Annotated in this window: 18 protein-coding genes; 13 read left to right on the top strand and 5 right to left on the bottom strand. The window is 39.1% G+C overall.

Going from position 1 to position 20,106, the window contains the following annotated elements:
• Positions 1 to 26 precede the first annotated feature (26 nt).
• The 3 genes from ggt to NH454_RS13835 all read left to right on the top strand — a co-directional run bounded on the left by ggt (position 27) and on the right by NH454_RS13835 (position 4,505).
• Entirely contained in the window at positions 27 to 1,784 is a 1,758-nt protein-coding gene (ggt, locus tag NH454_RS13845; RefSeq protein WP_253039381.1) for a gamma-glutamyltransferase, read from the top strand.
• Positions 1,785 to 1,958: 174 nt separating this feature from the next.
• Positions 1,959 to 3,653, top strand: a complete 1,695-nt coding sequence (locus tag NH454_RS13840) for an NAD-dependent malic enzyme (protein ID WP_135926277.1) — start codon at positions 1,959 to 1,961, stop codon at positions 3,651 to 3,653.
• A gap of 135 nt (positions 3,654 to 3,788) precedes the next feature.
• Complete coding sequence (locus NH454_RS13835; protein ID WP_138556942.1) at positions 3,789 to 4,505, top strand: SIMPL domain-containing protein; 717 nt, start codon at positions 3,789 to 3,791, stop codon at positions 4,503 to 4,505.
• A 1-nt stretch (position 4,506) separates the two neighbouring features.
• On the opposite strand, the gene NH454_RS13830 is transcribed toward NH454_RS13835, so the two are convergent.
• Positions 4,507 to 5,862, bottom strand: coding sequence for a DUF2254 domain-containing protein (locus tag NH454_RS13830; RefSeq protein ID WP_253039379.1), 1,356 nt, complete (start codon positions 5,860 to 5,862; stop codon positions 4,507 to 4,509).
• Between the two features lie 120 nt (positions 5,863 to 5,982).
• Between NH454_RS13830 and NH454_RS13825 the strand changes: the two genes are divergently transcribed.
• The 5 genes from NH454_RS13825 to NH454_RS13805 all read left to right on the top strand — a co-directional run bounded on the left by NH454_RS13825 (position 5,983) and on the right by NH454_RS13805 (position 9,064).
• A complete protein-coding gene (locus tag NH454_RS13825) occupies positions 5,983 to 6,357 on the top strand; it encodes an MAPEG family protein (RefSeq protein WP_135924515.1) in 375 nt (124 codons plus the stop codon).
• 1 nt (position 6,358) lies between these two features.
• Positions 6,359 to 7,264, top strand: coding sequence for a transporter substrate-binding domain-containing protein (locus NH454_RS13820; protein ID WP_138556944.1), 906 nt, complete (start codon positions 6,359 to 6,361; stop codon positions 7,262 to 7,264).
• Entirely contained in the window at positions 7,261 to 7,899 is a 639-nt protein-coding gene (locus tag NH454_RS13815; protein WP_253039377.1) for a sulfotransferase, read from the top strand. Before NH454_RS13820 ends, NH454_RS13815 begins: the two co-directional genes overlap by 4 nt.
• A 49-nt stretch (positions 7,900 to 7,948) precedes the next feature.
• A complete protein-coding gene (locus tag NH454_RS13810; protein ID WP_135924522.1) occupies positions 7,949 to 8,521 on the top strand; it encodes a tRNA-(ms[2]io[6]A)-hydroxylase in 573 nt (190 codons plus the stop codon).
• Between the two features lie 171 nt (positions 8,522 to 8,692).
• The gene (locus NH454_RS13805; RefSeq protein ID WP_135924525.1) at positions 8,693 to 9,064 is read left to right on the top strand and encodes a hypothetical protein; all 372 of its coding nucleotides are present in this window, start codon (positions 8,693 to 8,695) and stop codon (positions 9,062 to 9,064) included.
• Here NH454_RS13805 and NH454_RS13800 read toward each other — a convergent pair.
• A complete protein-coding gene (locus NH454_RS13800) occupies positions 9,056 to 9,772 on the bottom strand; it encodes a metallophosphoesterase (protein WP_168246732.1) in 717 nt (238 codons plus the stop codon). The two genes, NH454_RS13805 and NH454_RS13800, sit on opposite strands and share 9 nt — an antisense overlap.
• Before the next feature lie 285 nt (positions 9,773 to 10,057).
• Here NH454_RS13800 and NH454_RS13795 point away from each other — a divergent pair, with 285 nt between their 5' ends.
• The 3 genes from NH454_RS13795 (at position 10,058) to NH454_RS13785 (ending at position 12,092) form a co-directional block, all read left to right on the top strand.
• Entirely contained in the window at positions 10,058 to 10,771 is a 714-nt protein-coding gene (locus NH454_RS13795; RefSeq protein ID WP_235382136.1) for an ATP-binding cassette domain-containing protein, read from the top strand.
• 132 nt (positions 10,772 to 10,903) lie between these two features.
• Positions 10,904 to 11,629 carry an ATP-binding cassette domain-containing protein gene (locus tag NH454_RS13790; RefSeq protein ID WP_253039375.1) on the top strand — a complete coding sequence of 242 codons (726 nt, stop codon included), beginning with the start codon at positions 10,904 to 10,906 and terminating at the stop codon, positions 11,627 to 11,629.
• Positions 11,630 to 11,837: 208 nt separating this feature from the next.
• Positions 11,838 to 12,092: a hypothetical protein gene (locus tag NH454_RS13785; protein WP_235382134.1), complete on the top strand. Its 255-nt coding sequence runs from the start codon at positions 11,838 to 11,840 to the stop codon at positions 12,090 to 12,092.
• Positions 12,093 to 12,899: 807 nt separating this feature from the next.
• Here the strand turns inward: NH454_RS13785 and NH454_RS13780 are convergent.
• The 3 genes from NH454_RS13780 to NH454_RS13770 form a co-directional block, all read right to left on the bottom strand.
• Positions 12,900 to 15,272 carry a DEAD/DEAH box helicase gene (locus tag NH454_RS13780; protein ID WP_253039373.1) on the bottom strand — a complete coding sequence of 791 codons (2,373 nt, stop codon included), beginning with the start codon at positions 15,270 to 15,272 and terminating at the stop codon, positions 12,900 to 12,902.
• A 73-nt stretch (positions 15,273 to 15,345) separates the two neighbouring features.
• Positions 15,346 to 15,699: a type II toxin-antitoxin system PemK/MazF family toxin gene (locus NH454_RS13775; RefSeq protein ID WP_235382131.1), complete on the bottom strand. Its 354-nt coding sequence runs from the start codon at positions 15,697 to 15,699 to the stop codon at positions 15,346 to 15,348.
• The gene (locus NH454_RS13770) at positions 15,699 to 15,953 is read right to left on the bottom strand and encodes an AbrB/MazE/SpoVT family DNA-binding domain-containing protein (protein WP_175078322.1); all 255 of its coding nucleotides are present in this window, start codon (positions 15,951 to 15,953) and stop codon (positions 15,699 to 15,701) included. The genes NH454_RS13775 and NH454_RS13770 overlap by 1 nt, the downstream gene beginning before the upstream one ends.
• A gap of 317 nt (positions 15,954 to 16,270) precedes the next feature.
• Here NH454_RS13770 and NH454_RS13765 point away from each other — a divergent pair, with 317 nt between their 5' ends.
• Positions 16,271 to 19,000 carry a DEAD/DEAH box helicase gene (locus NH454_RS13765; protein ID WP_235382130.1) on the top strand — a complete coding sequence of 910 codons (2,730 nt, stop codon included), beginning with the start codon at positions 16,271 to 16,273 and terminating at the stop codon, positions 18,998 to 19,000.
• On the top strand, positions 18,997 to 20,106 hold the full coding sequence (locus NH454_RS13760) for a hypothetical protein (protein WP_253039371.1): 1,110 nt from the start codon (positions 18,997 to 18,999) through the stop codon (positions 20,104 to 20,106). The genes NH454_RS13765 and NH454_RS13760 overlap by 4 nt, the downstream gene beginning before the upstream one ends.

Genomic DNA, 20,106 nt, shown 5'->3' with positions numbered 1-20,106 from the left:
AATACACTACGGGATTAAGTATATTTATGTTATTCAAAACCAAAGCTTTGTTAGCTCTTTCCACTTCATTTATCTATTCAACGGCTCTTTTAGCGACTCCTGCAAAAGTTGAAATACGCGAACCCGAAGCTGCAACCGGCTTTGCCCATAAACAGGTTGTTGAAGGCGATAAGTACATGGTCGCAGCGGCAAACCCTTATGCTGTAAAAGCAGGTCAAAAAATGCTTGAGCTAGGTGGCTCTGCGGTTGATGCTGCTATTGCTACACAATTAGTACTCACACTGGTAGAACCGCAATCGTCGGGCATCGGCGGTGGTACATTTATGATGTACTTCGACAACAAAACCAAAAGCCTAACCAGTTTTGATGGCCGCGAAACCGCACCAAGTAACGCTGATGAAACACTGTTTTTAGATAAACACGGTAAAGCCGTTAAGTGGATTGAAGCCGTGGTAGGTGGTCGCTCTGTTGGTGTACCGGGTATTTTAGATGCCTTTGCTTCAGCACATAAGCGTTATGGTAAGTTAGAGTGGCAAACTTTATTTGGCCCTGCCATTGAATTGGCAGAGCAGGGCTTTATTGTGTCACCACGTTTGCATCAATTACTTGCCAAAGAGTTAAACCCAGGAGTTACAAAGCTTCCTGTTATTCGTGATTACTTTTTCCCTGATGGTAAACCGCTTGCTGTTGGTACGGTGAAAAAGAACCCTGAACTTGCCGCGCTTTATAAAGATATAGCGAAACAAGGCATTGATGCTTTCTATAAAGGTGAAAACGCCAAAGAACTTGTGCATGCAGTGCAAAACTCAGCGGTAGCACCGGGTACTTTATCTGTTGAAGACTTAGCGAATTATAAAAGCAAAGAGCGTGCTCCAGTATGTGTTGATTATCGCCAATACGAGGTTTGTTCAATGGCTCCGCCAAGTAGTGGTGGTGTTGCTGTATTACAGATTTTAGCCTTACTCGAACATAAAGATATGGCTAAACTAAAACCAAATTCAGTACAAGCGTTGCATTACTTTACCCAAGCATCACGTTTAGCTTTTGCTGATCGTAACGTGTATATGGGCGACCCAGATTTTATGCCAATCCCTACACAAGGATTACTTGATAAAGATTACCTTGCAGGTCGTGCAAAGCTTATCTCTGAAAAAGATGCTCACGCAGAAGCAGGTACTCCGCCAAACTCACTTGCTTATGCACAAGATGATGCTTACGAGCTACCTTCAACAACCCATATATCGATTGTTGATAGCCAAGGTAATGCGGTTTCGATGACCAGCTCTATCGAAATGGCGTTTGGTTCAACAGTAATGGTGAACGGGTATATTTTAAACAATCAGCTTACAGACTTTGCTTTATCACCAACAAAAGATGGCAAACCTTTAGCTAACCGCGTTGAAGCAGGTAAACGTCCGCGTAGTTCAATGTCGCCAGTGATGGTGTTTAACAAAGACGGCAGTTTACGTTTAGTGGTCGGTTCACCGGGTGGTAGTCGTATCATTGATTACGTTGCTCAAGTGGTAGTAGGTGTGCTTGATTGGAACTTAGATGCGCAAACTGCCATTAATTTACCGCGTATTACTAATCGCAACAATTATACAAGCCTTGAAAAGGGCACTGAACTTGCAAACTTTGAAGCTGATTTTGTTAACCGCGGGCACACAGTTCGTATCCTAGATTTAAACTCTGGTTTACATGCTGTTGAAGTAAAAGACGGTAAACTTTATGGCGCAGCCGATCCGCGCCGCGAAGGTATCGCTTTAAGTGATAAAAGCCACTAAAAACAAGCTCAGCAGCCTTAAAGCTGCTGAGTTTTCATGTATACTATTCGTTGTGCCGTTTAGGGCATAAAATTCATTTTCTTCAATGGTCTGACAAGGTGAATTGTCATTGCAATTTCGCCTTTAAGAGTAATAATGTCAGGTCATAATTATGACGCATCAAAGCTTGGAAATATGACTACAAATACCGATCCAAATTATCTTTATATTCCTTATTCAGGCCCAGGTCTGATCGAAACGCCACTATTAAACAAAGGCAGTGCTTTTTCACAAAAAGAAAGGGAAAGTTTCAACTTAGCCGGTTTACTGCCACCGCGTTATGAAACAATTGAAGAACAAGTTGAGCGTTGTTACCAACAGTATTCAAGCTTTAGCGATAATTTAAACAAGCACATTTACCTTCGTGCAATTCAAGATAACAACGAAACACTTTACTACCGTTTAGTACGTGATCATCTTGAAGAAATGATGCCAATTATCTACACACCAACAGTAGGTGATGCCTGTGAAAAGTTTTCAGACATTTACCGCAGTGCCCGTGGTCTATTTATTTCTTACGAAGATCGTTTCCAAATTGATGATATTTTACGTAACGCTACTAAAGGCAAAGTAAAAGTTATCGTTGTGACTGACGGTGAGCGTATTCTTGGTCTTGGTGACCAAGGTATTGGTGGTATGGGTATTCCAATTGGTAAATTGTCACTTTACACAGCGTGTGGTGGTATTAGCCCAGCTTATACATTACCAGTGATGATTGATGTTGGTACTAATAACGAAAAACTGCTTAACGACCCTATGTATATGGGTGCTCGTCATAAGCGTATTTCGCAAGAAGAGTACGATGAATTCTTAGACCTATTCATCAAGGCTGTTAAACGTCGCTGGCCAAGTGTTTTACTTCAGTTCGAAGACTTTGCACAACCAAATGCAATGCCATTATTAAAACGCTACCGTGATGAAATTTGTAGCTTTAACGATGATATTCAAGGTACTGCTGCGGTAACTGTAGGGTCTTTATTGGCTGCATGTCGTGTTAAAGGTGCGAAACTTTCAGAGCAAAAAGTGGTATTTGTTGGTGCAGGTTCAGCAGGCTGCGGTATTGCTGAGCAAATTATCAGTACTATGGTTGCTGAAGGCATTAGCGATGAGCAAGCTCGCTCACAAATCTTCATGGTTGACCGTTTTGGTCTACTAACTGATGGTATGGAAGGTTTACGTGATTTCCAACAAGCGCTTTGCCAATCTAAAGAAGGTTTAAGTGAATGGACATATAGCGGTGAGTACGCATCACTATTAGATGTAATGCACTGTGCACAACCAGATATCTTAATTGGTGTATCTGGCCAACCTGGTTTATTCACAGAGCAAGTTATTCGTGCAATGCATGCATCTTGCCCACAACCGATTATCTTCCCGCTAAGTAATCCGTCTAAGCAAGTAGAAGCACTTCCTTCAGATGTTATTGAGTGGACAGAGGGTCAAGCGATTGTAGCTTCGGGTAGCCCATTTGATCCAGTTGAGTATAACGGCCAAATTTTCCCAATCCCACAATGTAACAATAGCTACATTTTCCCGGGTATTGGTTTAGGTGTTATCGCAGCTAAAGCTACTCGTATCACTGATGCAATGCTGATTGTATCAAGTGAAACATTGGCAGAGTCTTCACCTCGTGCAAACACAGGTAAAGGCAGCTTGCTACCAGCGTTAACCGAAATCCAAGCGTTAAGTAAACGTATTGCCTTTGCAGTAGCGAAAAAAGCGATGGAAGAAGGTGTGGCACTTGAGTTAAGTGATGAGGCTTTATGGGCTGCAATCGAGAAAAACTACTGGCTTCCAGAATACCGTAACTATAAGCGCCGTAGTATCTAAACTATATCGCTTTGAGTGGTTAAAAAAACAGGCTTTTAATGCCTGTTTTTTTATATCTGAATAATAGGGGTTGTTCATATTGAATTAACCCTTTAAGGTGATAATGAACGGAGTTTTTAATTAAGGAACAGTATTATGCGTAAGTTAGTTTTTACCGCTATGGCCGCCGCACTTAGTTTTAATGTGTTAGCACAAGCAACACCAGATGCGCCGCATATTTATATCCAAGGTAATGCAACGGTTAAAGCAATCCCTGATAACGTTAAGTTGACTGTAGGTATTGTTGAAGTAGATAAAGATTTAATTGCCGCTAAAAACAAAGCTGATGCAACCATGGCCAAAGCCATTAAGCTTGCTAAAAGCCAAGGCGTAGAAGAAAAGGGCGTTTATGCGTCTAATATCTCAATTCAACGCCAAACAGAATACAACCGTGAAACAGGCAAACAGGAATTTATAGGGTACAGAGTATCGCGTAGTCTGTCTGTTACTCTAACAGATATTAAAAAGTACCCAGTTATGCTTCAGCAACTAGTGAATGCGGGTATCAACGAAATTAATCAAACGCAATTTGTATCGAGTCGCTATGAAGAGCTACAAAAGCAAGCGCAAAAGCTAGCCATTAAAGATGCGCGTGCTGCTGCGAAAGAGTTTGCCAGTGATTATGGGGTTGAACTCAAAGGCCTTTATACTGCATCAAGCAGCCCACTCGATACAGGAAGCCAACCTTACATGCGCGCTAGCAAAATGGTAATGGCAGATGCTGCACCAGAAAACTATGTACCTGATGCATACAATGGTGGTGAGCTTACTATTAGCGCAAGCAGTTATGCAGTTTATTTTATCGAAAATTAGTCTATTGATTGTTGCTGGTAAAGCGCGCCAGCAACTTTTCACCCTGTTGCTCTGAAATACGGGCAATCGCTTTTAGCATATTAGTAATTTGTTCACGGTCGTACTCATTACTAATATGCGTATCTATATCTTCAATAATCGCCCCTAAGTAAATAAACAAACTCTTAGTCGCTTTTTCGTTATCAGATGCTCTAAACAATATGTTTTTAAACGCCTCAAGTACGTTAACCATTACATAGGCGTCATTTTTTGCATAATTGCGAATAGGTGTGAAGTTATCATGCAGCAGCTCATCGAATGATGTTTCATGTAAAAACAACTTAGGATGGTTATCATCGCATTGTTTAAGCGAATAATTCACATCATAAATGTCTAATCGCAAAATGAGTAAAATACTCAGCATATCAATAGCTTTTACTGCAGTACCTGGATCATTAATGCCCGGACTCATTGCCTTAACAGCAATCTCAGATATTTGCGTCATTCCATATCGGTAATGATCGCTAACATATTCTTCAATGTAAAAAATAAAGCATGCAAGTAGCTCATCAATGAGCTCTGGTTTGTCAGTTAAATCAGTATCGCACTTTAAAAATGGGTAACCTTTTACAGTAAAAAAACCTTGTTTAACAGAGATATAAATTTTAATGTCGTGCTCTTTACAGATAGCGCACAATTTATCGCTATGAGCGCCTTTAAAATAACCTTCCGTTTTACTTTTTATGCTGTACCAGTCGTCAAAGGTCGGAAAATCATCAACAGGATGTTCATGCTGCATAGCTTTAATACTGTTAAGTTCACTTTTAGTATTTTTGAATAAGTCATTCAGTACATTATCTACTTGGATAGCTCTGGATATAGAGTGAATAAAATAAACAAAGAAACCCAGTGAAATTAAGCCAAGTACCAGTGATATAAATATACCCAGTGAAGGGATGCCCATATTACCATTTCCTATGGTACGAATATTGATGAGCATTAGAATGGTGTAAATTATACTGCCTAAATAAAAGCCTAAAACTAGTTGATGAGATTTACGAGTTATAAGTCCGGGTAATACTCGAGGAGAAAGGCTGGCGCTGGCGCTATTTAACACGACCATAACCATAGAGAAGCTAAATACAGTTAACGAAATAATGCTTCCGGCTAAAGTACTGAGGATGGTACGTGCATTTTCTTCACTGTCTACTAGCAATACACTTAAGACTTTCTTAACACTCATTGCTGGATCAGAATACTCAACAGCTGTTGTAATTAAAGCAAAAGTCAAAAATAAAACAGACAGCATAGACGGATAAAATCCTATGCTGCTGATCATTTCACGGTAATTATCGGCTATTTTTCTTGGCGTAATCATGCACTTCCTTAAGAACTGTTAGACTTTAATTAGGATTTTGAGCTAACCTAGCAAATTATATGTCAGCCTAGCAATAAACAGTGCTAGGCGTCTAACTTTAAATAATAAATGGAATAAATTGTGATAGTTTCAACTTTTGCTGCTATTTTGGCTATTTTGTATATTCAACTTAGCTTTCGCGTTATTAAAATCCGTAAAGCTAAGCGTATTTCTTTAGGAGACGGTGGTGATGCAAGTTTACAAGCCGCGATCCGCACCCATGCTAATTTTATAGAATATGTGCCATTTTCTTTAATTCTGCTATTTTTATTAGAGTATCAAGGGTTACCCAGCCATTTTACTTATATTTTAGGTGCGATGTTATTAGTAGGTCGTTTTTGTCATAGTTATGCATTAGCAGATGAAAAAATGCAGCTACGCGTCGTTGGCATGGTTTTAACGTTTTTAATGATCTTCATAAGTTCGGTTATGTTATTAATAACACAGGTTTTTTAATATGATAAGAGTTGTATTTACGATTGCATTCGTATTTGTTTCGAATCAAGTTGCCGGCAGTACAGAAGATACAGCTCATGTCAAAAAATCAACTATTCCACCAAAAGTTTTAAATATAATTTATCCTAAAACCTTGCCCAGTTTAGTTGAAGAAGTTTATTACCCACTTATTTTGTTGGATACAGCACTAAAACGCAGTGGCTACAAATACAAATTAACTGCTGCACCAAAGTTATTAGGTCAAAATAGGGTATTAAAAGAAATTGAACATGGCGGTGATATCGATGTCACCTGGACTATGACTAACAAAGTAAGAGAAGACAAGTTACTGCCGGTTCGTGTTCCTATATTTAAAGGCTTGTTTGGTTGGCGTTTAATGTTCACAACAGAGCCGAAACTACCTTATTTAAGCCGACTAAAAACCCTCGACGATTTAAAGAAAGTTTACTTTGTACAAGGACAAGATTGGCCCGATACCCAAATATTGCGTGACAATGGCTTGGTTATATCAACGTCAGGAAACTTTGATTCGTTGTTTGTTATGCTCGACAGAGGCCGGGGCGACTTATTCCCACGCTCTGTGCTTGAAATTGAAGATGAACTAGCAGTTTTTAAGCAACAAATGCCTCTGGTTGTATTGCCTCATTTAATGTTGAAATACACCAGCCCAATCTATTTCTTCTTCAACAAAGACAACACCGCAGTTGCAAAAGCAGTCAATAAAGGCTTACGCATAATGATAGAAAGCGGTGAGTTCGATGAAATCTTTTTTAAATACAATGGTAAATTAATAGAAAACGCCCATATTCATGACAAGATTATTGTAGAATTAGAAAACAAAGAACTACCACCGCTAACCCCAGTAGGCGATAAGTCCTTATGGTTACCGATCCAAAAAGTTAAATGAACAACAAAATATTTATTATTGGCCTACCTCGCACAGGCACTACCAGTCTGTGCCATAGTTTTTTACAATTGGGCTATAAAACGGCCCACACAGCGTATACCGAAACAGCCTTAAAAGAAGCAGACGTTATTGCTGATACTCCTGTTTTTAGCGAATTCCCGTTATTAGATGCGCACTTTGCTAATAGCCGCTTTATTAACCTTGAACGAGACTTGTCTAGATGGGTACCTTCGATCCGTCAACTGCTGGCCCGAATGCACACCAATTTAATGCGAAGTGACGGAGGCTTTAACACGCATTTAAAGCGTTGCTACTTTGAGACATTTGGTAAATATTCGTTAGCAGATATTCAGTCTGATGAGTATTTGATTAACTGCTATGAGCAACATCAACAACGTGTCTCTAATTTCTTTAAAGACAAAAAAGCCAACCTATTAACGTTAAATGTTGCACAGCCACACAGCGCTAAAGCGTTACAGACATTTTTAGGTACAGATGCAGATATACAGTTCGAGCAGCTAAATATGGGTGGTAAAGTAACGGCTTGGAATGATATTAAACACCCCGATAAAATTGCCTCCACCAGAAACGGCAAAATTGATAAGTCACTTGGTTACAATCACAAGATTTTATAACAGAAATACGCTAAAATCGCCGCCATTGTTAGTTAAGTAGTTCGTTATCATGTTTGAATTAAAATATCACACTCCATTTGAGTGGACAGAAGGTGTCTTGGCAGATTTTGATACCTTTTTACAAGATCATGCCGCTGCTGAGAAGAAAGCCTCAGGTATGGCAATGTCAATGCTATCGCATTATCCTGACCGTCGTAAGCTTGTAAAAGCAATGACAGACTTAGCTCTTGAAGAAATGATACATTTTAAACAAGTACTTAAGTTATTAATGGAACGTGATGTTTCACTTGGTAATGACCAAAAAGATCCCTATATCAAACAAATTCGTGCGGTATTTAGAAACGGTCGTGATGAGTTTTTAATGGACCGCTTACTCGTTGCAGGTGTAATTGAAGCTCGAGGCCATGAACGCTTTTCATTGGTCGCTGAAGCATTGCCACCGGGCAAAGAAAAAGAGTTTTATGTTGCAATTGCAAAGTCTGAAGAAAAGCACAAAAACCTATTTGTAGAGTTAGCGTACGAGTATTTTGATAAACACGAAGTGGATGCCCGATTAGAAGAAATTCTTGTGGCCGAAGCTGAAATTTGTAAAAAAATTCCGTTTACCGCGGCACTACATTAATTTAAATACTTATGTATTAGGTTGTAAAACCTAATACATAAAATAGGTACTTATAAAACAATAATTAAGTATTTTGTAAATACTTACAACCAGCCAAATTGATTAAATAAACGGTAAATCATTCATATTATCTCCTATAGTTATAATAGAGCTTTTAACAGGGATAGAAGTATGAAATGGATGATGACTCTTACAACCCTTTCATTAATTGGGATTGTTTTTACAGGTAACTCGATTTATACAGAGCTAAAACTATATAAATCGAATAAAAAACCGACTGAAATCAGTGCTAGTATGTATCGTTCGCTAATTTGGCACAGTGATGTATATAAAGATAATGTGTTTTTATATACCGCTGAACAGTATTTTAGTGATGGTATCATTGACACCAGTGAATATATTAAATTAAACCGCTTAGCAAAAGAAACCTCAGGGCCACTTATATTTATTCAGCAAGATAATGAGCAATTATGGCATGCTCGTTTGGCCTATAAACAATATCTTGAAGTACATGCATTAACACAGGTTGCAACCTTAGACTGAATTTAGCTGCATAAATGCTTTAATGAGTGGTTTAAGTTCAACAATGGTAGGCTTGCCACTCAAATAATGAGTATCTATATGATAAGTGTTGCCAAGCCAATAAGGTTCAGCAGTGGTGTTATGGCCATGCACAGAAAAGTCTATGCTGGCATTTTTCTTTGTTATCGTTTGTTTCACAATTGTGCGATCCCACAACAACGATGCCGCGGCATATGGTTTATGCTCACTAGGAGCTTGCCAATTCCAATCTGCAGATACTGTGTGCGACAACCCTATTCGCATACCAGCATAGTCAAGCAAATAAGAAAGAGGGCACTGTAAAAGCTGCTCAGTTATCGCTTTTAATTCATCATCGGTTGCTTGAGTATGCCAACGCCCACCATTTTCAACCCATAGTGAATAGTAGCTATGATCATCGGCAAGTAGCGACTCAAGCATCATGTGCTCATGATTACCCAGTGTCATATAAACACCCAGCTCTTTAAAACGTGATAACAACGCAAAATTGTCGTTGCCTCTATCTATTGCATCACCAAGTGAAAATAAAACATCGTTGCTTTCATCAAAATCGACAGCGACTAAAGCTTGCTCAAACTTAGCTAAATTAGCATCGAGATCGCTGATAATAAATACACGTTTATTTTCGTTTATCTTAAGTTTTATTTGCGTTGGGTTATTGGCTATCGCTTGACAGTTAACGTGCTTCAAAATCCTTTCCTTTAATGCAATATCAATGAAACCCTAACATAAATTGTTGCCAATTTAATACTAACTGGCTAGTATAAAGGGCATAATTTTAGGAGTAATAGCCAACATGAACAACTAAACCTGTTATCCATTTTTACATTTTTCTTTGGAACAACAGGGCTAGTAGGCGTTGCTCACTCTTGTCAGTAGTATAAATCAATTACCATTTTGGTGGTCATACGCTTAGTTCAATTCGCTTTATAATTAAACGAATTGTATCACTGTCCCTGTATAACAGGAGGCAGTATGCCAAAATTACAAGCAGCCAACTTATCTTATCAACACGCCAATGGCGGCCAAGTTCTGAATAATATTTCAGTGTCGTTAAATGCTAAAACAACAGCTTTAGTAGGGCGAAATGGTGTAGGGAAGTCAGTATTAGCATCGCTACTTTGTAATCGCCTTATCCCGTCGTCGGGTAATGTTGTTTGCAATGGTCAACTTGGTTTTTATGAGCAACTAGTTGATAGTCACACATTAAAAAATAAAACGATTATAGACGCACTAGGGCTTAACCACTATTTCAAAGCATTACAGCAAATAAATAACGGTCATTTTACAGAGCACGAACTTAACTTACTTGATGGATTTTGGGATCTGCCCGAGCGATTTTATGCTGAGTTAACTCGTTTAGGCATTTATGGTATTAATGCGAACAGCTGTGCAACAGCATTAAGTGGCGGTCAACTAAGCCAACTCAGATTATGGGCGCTATTTACCATACACCATGACATTATAATCCTTGATGAACCTTCTAATCATTTAGATAAACAAGGTAAAAGCTGGCTTTTAAATCACATAGAACAATTCACTGGGCAGCTACTTTTAATAAGTCATGACCGTGAAATACTTCAAGTAGCCGATGAAATATGGGAACTCACATCTATGGGGTTATCAGTGTTTGGCACCGGTTTTAGTGATTACGTTACCCAAAAAAACTACCAGGTAGCAGCGCTTTAAAATAAGCTATCTCATACTACTAAAGAGCAAAATAAACTGCTATTAGAGCAGCAGCGCAGCAAACAAAAAGCAGCAAAAAGAACCGCTAAAGGTGTAGTAACAAGAAAATCTGGTAGCCAACCTAAAGTGCTTATGGATGCTAAAAAAGATAAAGCGAGCGCTAATTTATCTTCGCAAAATAAAAATACCGCAAAGCGAGAAGAGCTACTTAATAGTAATAAAAAACATATAGTTAGCCAGCTCGAACAAATAAAACAACAGCAGTTTTACTTTAATAATCCTGACACTAAACAACGAAACGCACTAAATCTTGAAAACGTAATTTTACAATATGGGTCGCAAACCCCCATTAACCTACAGATATTCAATAATAAAAAAATACACTTAATTGGTGTAAATGGCGCAGGAAAATCGACGCTACTAAAAACCTTAACAGATGAGTTAAAAATGAGAGCAGGGCACATACATAGGAATAGCCCGTTGTTGTATTTAGATCAGTACTTTTCCTTAATTAAGGCAGAGCTAACTTTGCTTGATAACTTAAAATCCTACTGTAAGACCCTTGATGAAAGCACCGCACGTACATTATTAGCAAGCTTAGGCTTTAGAAAACATGACGTATTCAAGCAAGCGACACATTTAAGTGGCGGTGAAAAAATGAAGCTTGCCATGTGTATCGTCAGTAATATTGAAAGCACCGCATTTTTGTTACTCGATGAGCCAGATAATCATCTAGACCTTGAATCAAAACAGCTCTTGGCTCAATCATTACAAAACTTTAAAGGCGGATTTATCCTAGTAAGTCATGATAATTACTTTGTAGAAAGCATCGGCTGTAATAGGCAAATTGTTCTATAAAATAGTCATTTAAAAATATGCGTACTAGGGTGGTTGTAGGTAGATTACAAGGAATGACAATGAAATTTAAAGCCACTAACCATGTTTTTATTGCTTCGGCTTTTACCCTTGGTTTACAAATTACCAAGAAGTCGCCGTTACACAATAAATTATGTATTGATTACGTTAAGATAAAACTTATCAAAACTTTCTCCAAAAGGACGTAAGAATGATCAAGTTTATAGAATGTGCTTTGATCATTAGCGGCTATTTACAGCCACTAATTACAATGCTCATTGGTTGTGCAGCGATTTACATAAGTGTTATAACTTTTAAAAATGCTAAAGAAACAAGGTTACATAATGAGTTTTTAGAATTAAACACACTTAAAAGAGATGCAATAAAGCTGATTTCAGAAATGACAGCTGATCAAACCATTTCGTCTAATCGAGTTAGAGAGCTTTGCAATGAAGCTTTTTATTAGATCTTGACGAACATGAAGATTATGAGTTCATAAATGCTGAAGCTGAGAAAATCCTCGAAGAACACCTCGTTGATTATAATGATGTTAAAACAAACCTAGAGCATTTAATTTCTGTCATTCACAAATCAACAAGTATAGATAATGTGATCAATACAATTCATAATCTTGAAGAAATAAAGCTCAAAAATAAAAGTGAAACTGATGCACTTTATAACGAATATAAATTTAGATTTAAGTTAAGAGTTAAACAATTTGAAGTAGCCAAAAAAGAAAATTGCTTATGTAGAAGCTAATAATAAACCTAATCTTTGAGCTATTAAGTTAACCATAATTAATACAGACTTTGCTGTATTTGCTGCTATTAAGAAAGCTACAAACCATCTAACAATTTGTATGTCAGTAAAATGATCTCGTAATATGCTCATGGAAATGAAGTAAGTCAGGCTCAGGGTGATAGATTTACGAAATAGAAATAAGCATTTTATAGAAACAAAGAAATCGTGAAAAACCAAATTAAGCAAAAAAGGGGCTAAAAAACCTTAAAATCTAACGATGTAAATGGCACTTTAAGATTGGATCAGTTCTACTGATTTTAAAGGTGTTTTTTTGAGTTTTGACTGGATCACTTTTTTAAAAATGACACCATAAGACAGGATCCAATGTGTTTTTTAAATGATAACGCTGGATCCTACTTAAAATAACCTAGAAGCCACGTAAATAAGGGGCTGCAAGAAAATAGATGAACAGAGATATAATATATGAAAATGCTAATAATGTCGAGTTTTTAATCAGTGCTCACGAACTGTTTTAAATAAGCTTTTTATTTCTTTCTTGGGCTTTTTCTAAAACAGTGTAACCAACAGCTTTGTAACCGTTAGCTCGCTTTTTCCACATTCGTTGAAGCATTGGCAAATCATCTACAAAATCATATACAGTTACTTCTGATTTGCCTGGATGATGTCTTTGGATACGGCCAGCATATTGCGCAACCGTACCCTTCCATGAAATGGGTAAGGCGAGAAAAAGAGAATCTAAATATGGTAAATCAAAACCTTCGCCAACATATTTCCCTGTAGCGATGACGACGGTCTTGTTCGGTAAACCTGCTTGCATATCAGCAATTCGCTGCTTACGAATTTTTGGAGTTACACCGCCGTGTAGCTCAATGGCTGAGATACCTTTTGCTTTCAATAATTTCGATATAATACTGATATGTTCTTTGCGCTCACTGAGTACTAAACATTTTCTATCCAGTTGAACCACTTCAGATATTTGATTCGCAATAAGAAGACTACGTTCTTCATGATCTTGCAAGTACTGATAGACCTGTGTGATCTTGATTGCCTCGGAACCATCCAACCAGGTTTTAGGAAAAGACGTACCCGTATCACATCGATATGCCATTTGTGAAAATTTCACGCTATCTGGTTTTGATTCAAATAGCACATCTCCTAATTGAAAGTACATAAGCTTCTCTAAGCCATCTTGGCGCTTAGGCGTTGCTGTGAATCCAAGGATATATTTTGGTAATACGTTCTTTAGTAATGTCTCGTAGTTTGATGCAGGGATATGATGGCACTCATCAACAATGATTTGGCCGTATTGATAAACTTTCTCATTAATATCGACGCCATTCCGACCGATAAGGCTTTGATAAGTAGCGACATCCAATAACCCCGTGAGTTTATCTTTACCACCGAGTAAAGAGCCCATCTGAAATTCATTTAGGAAAATTTTACACCGTTCTATCCATTGTTCTGCAAGCGCTTTGTTATGAACCAAGACTAATGTGTTAACTTCACGCTTGGCAGCTAATGCCAAAGCAACAACAGTTTTTCCAAATCCGGTATTTGCAATAACCAACCCTGTTTCATTTGCCATTAACGCTTTTAATGCTTTGGTTTGCTGAGCACGAAGCACACCCGTAAATTTGACCTCTGACAAAGATTGACCGTTCTGCCGTTTATCCTGATAAGAAACAGAGCACTCTTGTTTATCCAGTAAGTTTTCAACCTGAGATTGCAATCCACGAGGTAGTTGTAAGTAGCCCGATTCAATATGCGCTGCACACAAATATCGCGGGACACCAATGGTTGAAAAGCGCATTGCTTGGCGTTTAAAAAATTCAGGATTACCAAATACGGCTAGTTTTTTGAGACTTGCGATCAGTTGGCTGGGAAGTGGATCGGTAGCGATGTATAGCTTGTCAGCCAGTATTATTTCTATTGAGTCAGGGCAACTTTGTATTTTCGTTGAAATAGAAGGCGATTGTTTTTCCCATGGTTTACTGTCTAGCTCTTGTGGTTCAATGGTGATGTATTCTTTAATTCGCTCAAGCAATGTGAGCATGACATCCGCAGTAATTTTGTCTGTACTTGCCAACGCCTGCCATTGATCACCAATCACTTCTCCATTCTTATCTATAAATGAAGCATTACCTAGCATACGTGGTTGTTTCTGCAAAGGTAGGGCGATGAGGTTACCGAAACCACCTTCAGGTAATTCATCTTGGTTGGGAAACATTCGATCAAAACAATCAAAATTAAGAGTCGGATAATTATCCATGGTCAGATTAAGCAGGGCTGTACCTAGCTGCCGAGCAGTTTTAGCATTTGTTGCTGCTTCGAAGAACAGCCAAAGATGGCCACCGTGACCACTTCGTGATTTTTCAACTAAATTCGGAATGTGTAACGAATCACATACTTGGCGTAAGGCGGTTATCGCATCAAACCAATCAGCTTTATCGAAATCAAAAGCTAGAAAATAGCATTGGTTTTGCTCAGTTAAAGGATAGATACCAATTGTTCGTTGCCCACGCAGATGCGCGTTTATGGCATTTTCATCTAATGGATGAAAAGCTTGATGATGACATTCAGAACAGGCAATTTTAGGTTTGTTGCAGACTCCAGCTTTCCATTCGTTGGCACATGATGGAGAGTAGCCCGATTTACCTTGTTTTGATTCCCAACGAAACGGATAGATATTATTCCGACCGCGAAAGTAGTTTTGAAATAAGGCAAGCTTAGCTCTCGGATCAGCGTATTGGTTAAAGTAGTGAGCCTGTTCAGCTGTCAATTGCTGGGTCAGTAGACGGCTTTCCTCAAGTAACGCCGCTTTACGAGTTTCAATATCTTCCAGTTCAGCTTTAATATTTGCAAGGCGCTGCTCTGGGGTGCTCATGATATTGACCTTTTTATATTCTTCACTAAATTAGGCCGTTAACTTGATGCTTAAAATCCATGATTCCCCGTCGTTATTCATCGAATAACGATTCAGCCCCAATCAACGGGATAAGCCGTAACAAAACATCTTCCATTACACCATTTTCAGCTGTGGTAATTTTTTTCGCACTACGATCTTTCCACGAAAGAGTTTGGATCAAACTGGAAGCTACAACACTTGGTTTATCGAGGTTATTTACTGGTACTTCAGTAGCTTGACCTCGAATACTGGTACTAATAGGGCAGCAAATTAACAACCCCGTTTGCTGATTGTATTCTTTACTTGAAAGGACTAATGCAGGGCGATACTTCCCAATCTCTTTACCTTTCACTGGCTCAAAATCTAGCCAAATAATTTCATTTCGTTTAGGTACATACTGAGCCATTACTCACCCAACTCTTTCCCCGATACTAACGCCAGCTCATCAGCATGAGCTGTATGAGCATCTAAACCATTTAATAACTCTCGCTCACTGAACGGAAAGCGCTTCTTTTGACGTTTGATTGGTTCAATAATAATTTTCTTTCCATCGGCTTTAACCTCAATGTCAGCCCCTTCAACTAAGCCGAGTTGTTTGATGAAAGCGGCAGGGATTATATTGCCAAGACTATTACCGATTTTTCGTACTTGAGTGCGCATATTTCACCTCTTAAGTAAGTATATTGTTATAACATGATTTATTGTACGCCACCTATCTTCAGTGTCAACTTTGTTATAACAAACAAGCTCCTTTGCTAACTATTCACCCGATATAACAATTTACCAGCAAGGATTAACTTCATTAAAAGCCAGATTTGCACATGGTTATTTTAAATTCCCATAGGTGTAGAAATACACCCACCAAAATCTGCCAGTTATAAATTTACATATATATTTCAATATATTGATTAATTAAAGTTGGTTGGTATGATGTTTGATAATAAAGGAGTGTTATTAATTAAAACAGAGGAAGTGAGATGGCGTTATTGAGATACGCAAACTTAGGAATTCACAGGCCAGACATCCTGCTTAGTAAAGCAGTGAGTGGTCTTGGTGACTTTTATAAGTATTTAGACACCACTCGAAAATACCTAGAAAGTACGAAGGCTGTTAAAGCGATAGCTTGGGAAAAGCTGGACGATGCTCAAAGTGGAGTATGGATACAATTAGTTGAGCCTGCCGATAACTGCGGTGATTTCGAAAAGAACTTAAAGCTCTTTTTAGATGAAAGTACCGACACGGTATACGAAGCAAGCCCCGCTAGATGGAAAGCCGTGGGTAGTGCCGCTAGAGAATGCCCAAATTGTAGAAGTCACGGTAAAGCTAAAATGGCTTATGCAACTGAGGAGCACGCGGACGAAATTGCGAGTGAATTAGGCAATGGGCTGTCGTCGTATGAGTGTCCAGACGGTTATGGTTGGCATTTGACTGGGAAATCACAAAGCAATGTTGGATTCAATAAATCCAACGCAATTTCAGTCCTAGACAGAAATGTAGAGAATGACAGCTTGTTATTGGATCGTTTACCTGACCACGACTATTTGGTTATTCGTCCAAACACATACCAGTTAAAGTGTCAGATTAATGCATTACAAAGCTTACAAGACACCCCTTCTATTCACCATCTTCCGCTATTGAGGCTGTTTGAAGGTAAGGATCATGCTAAGTGGCCGAATGTTCCTTATGATGAGCACTTTTTTAACGATGACTACTACGTTCTTACCGATGGTGCAAGAGAGGGAACATCTCAGCAGCGTGAGTTTGTAAATATTGCACTCAATACACCAGACTTTGCCTTCCTTGAAGGCCCCCCAGGATCTGGCAAAACTACAGCCATTTGCGAACTGATTCTTCAATTCATAAAGCGAGGTAAGCGGATCTTACTTTGTGCATCAACACACGTTGCTGTTGACAATGTTCTTGAACGAATGATGTCTGAAGAAAATATTTATCGCGACATGGTGTTACCTGTACGGATTGGAGATAAATCAAGTGTTTCTCAAAAGGCAAAGCCATGGCAATTGGAAGAGTTTGTTAAAACTGAACGCACAAGATTGCTAAAACATCTTCAGCAACAACCGCACATTTCAGTTAGTCAGAAGTTACTTAAAAGTAAGGTCGGTGAAGGTAAACATATTGTTGAGCGTCTTGTTCTTGAAGCGGCGAATTTAGTTTGCGGGACGACTATTGGGTTGCTTCAGCATCCTGATATCAAAAATAAACAATCAACATCGCCAATCTTCGATGTGATGATTATTGATGAAGCATCAAAAACAACTTTTCAAGAGTTTTTGGTGCCCGCGGTACTTGCTAAGCGCTGGATCATGGTGGGAGACCCAAAACAGCTTTCACCTTATGTTGATGATGAAGCTACCGAAGTAAATTTGCAGCCATGTTTACAGGATAGTTATCAGCGAGAAGCATGCGCAGATGTTTTCTCAGCTCGACAAATCAATATTCAGAAACGAGAAGTATCCTTGGTTTGCACTGACGATGAAAAGACAATTGAATTTTATCATCAGCAAGCAAAGGCCAAAAATGTATTAGTTGCATCATCTAAAGGACCGAAGACAGATCTCCCTTACGCATCAGTAGTCCTTGGTTCGTCAGCGTTCATCGCTCAGAATGCTAATCACCTTCCCCTAGATTTGACGACCATAAGGGGACTGCCTGCGTTACCGAAAAAGTTAGAAATGCGACTTGAAGCGCATTCGAGATTAAGTCGTACAAAAATCAAGACCGAGTCCGATAGCTGGGAATCTCAGTTAGCGTGGCGACTGGCTCGTATGTACGAACAGCGCCTAAATACAGAATCTAACGGAAGTTCTAAAACTGCTAACAAGTTAGAGGAAGATATCAAAGCGCTACTACCATTTGACTCAGAAAAAGATACGTTCACTGCAATAGACAGGGTACGTAGGATAGCACTGCCTTCTATTCTTGAATCACTGCAAGTTGGATTTGAACGAACAGAGTATCAGAAACAAGGCACCGCTCTGTCTGATGGACTTCCAGCCAGTGTTTTAAATCAACGACAAATACGGCTTAGTTATCAGCACAGGATGCATCCAGACATTGCCGAATTTTCCCGAGTACATATATACCATGAAAAAGCACTGCAAAGTCCTGATGGCCAAGCTGAAAAGCGGGACTGGGGATACCGAAACGGCTCACATCGTTGTATATGGCACGATGTAAAAGGCCGAAAAGGCAAAGAAGGTGAAATCACCGCTGAAGTAGGAGAAATATTAAAAGAATTAAGTCGCTTTGATTCTTGGGCAAAATCAAACCCAAATGTTGAGAGAAACCAACAAAAGCCTTGGGAAGTTGCTGTTTTGGCTTTCTATCGGGCGCAAGAGCGAGCTATACGTCGAGCTTTACGAAAGTGGACGGGAAATCATCATGGAGTAAGGCATTTCTATCGAGGTGAGAAATCCTCACCGTATATTGATATTCAGATATGTACCGCAGACCGTTTTCAGGGACATGAGGCTGACTTTGTCATGCTTAGTTTCGCAAATAATCATCCCACGAGTTTTCTCGAAAGCCCAAATCGCTTGAATGTGGCAATTACGAGAGCCAAGCATCAGCTCATTGTGTACGGAAACCGCTCTGCAATGCAAAAGGCATCGGGTGTGTTAGGTACTTTTGCTAGCAATTCTTACTGGTCTACAACAATCAAGACTGAATCACAGGAGGCACTATGAGCCATGACATCATACTAAAACGAGAAATCAAAACTGAAACTTGGCTCATACAGGGTGAAATCGCGCTGGCAGATAGCCGTCCAGAAATAAACTGCGTGCTGCAATTCCTTCACGATTATCCGAATGCGAGTTCAGCTGAGTGTTCCGAGCATTTATTTGGAGACAAAATCGGACGTCGTGTCGTTGCTGATAGATTACTAAATATATGTCAGTTATATGGGCTTGCTGAGTCTAGTCGAGACCAATACAGGCTCACTGAATCAGGACTGATTGCTCTTGAGAAAGATCAAATCCTCGTGCCAGAAGATGGATGTTGGAGCATTTGCGTTTGTCATGAGCCTTTATTACCTCATCCACTTCTTACTATTGAAGCGCACACAGAGCCTAGTGCAGCGTCAATCGGACTTGGAAAAAACAGAAACGAGTTAAATGAAAGAGCAAAGCGACTAGTTGAGGTTCCTCAACTAGTTAAAGACGTTCGTGGCCAGAAGGTTGAACCAATAGGTGGTGGCTCGGAAGTACGCGTTGACAAAATTGAATTCAAAGGTGAGCGCATCTCACCTCAAGGAAAACCGTATTACATCGAATGGAATGTGACTGATGGCAATGTCGATGTGAAGCGAGGAAAAGATCTTATTTTTTCACGTCGGGTTGAACCAATCAGTCGTCAGCAAGTTTTGAAAGTACTTATGCATAGTGAGGGCTTGCTTGAACAATGGGATGAGCAAATGGAAATCTTGTCAGTGGTTTTTGAAAATACTACTGAATCTGAGCGAATCAATATGAAACGCTCGGTAAGTGTAAAAAGACCATCTGTTCACAAGTCGGGCTCGTTTGATGCGATGAAGTTACACAATATTTCTATATCAGCATTGACTGAATTGGATGCTAGAAAGTGGGCTGAATGGAGATTAGAGAAAAATATCAATATGTATGCCACTAATAGCAAATACCGAATTTGGAGAGAGAAAGCACTCGAACCTTTTAGAGATTGGAATTTTACACTACCTGATAGGGCTGAACTAGCAAATCAGTTTTGGATTGAAGAAGACCAGCAAAATCAGCATACCTGGCATGTAATTGCTGCCCATGATTGGAACCTATAA

It is taken from the genome of Pseudoalteromonas sp. Ps84H-4 (assembly GCF_024124645.1).
GTDB classification, from domain to species: Bacteria; Pseudomonadota; Gammaproteobacteria; order Enterobacterales; family Alteromonadaceae; genus Pseudoalteromonas; species Pseudoalteromonas lipolytica_C.
Note: the sequence above shows the minus strand (reverse complement) of the source record. Positions and strands in the feature narration are given on the sequence as shown.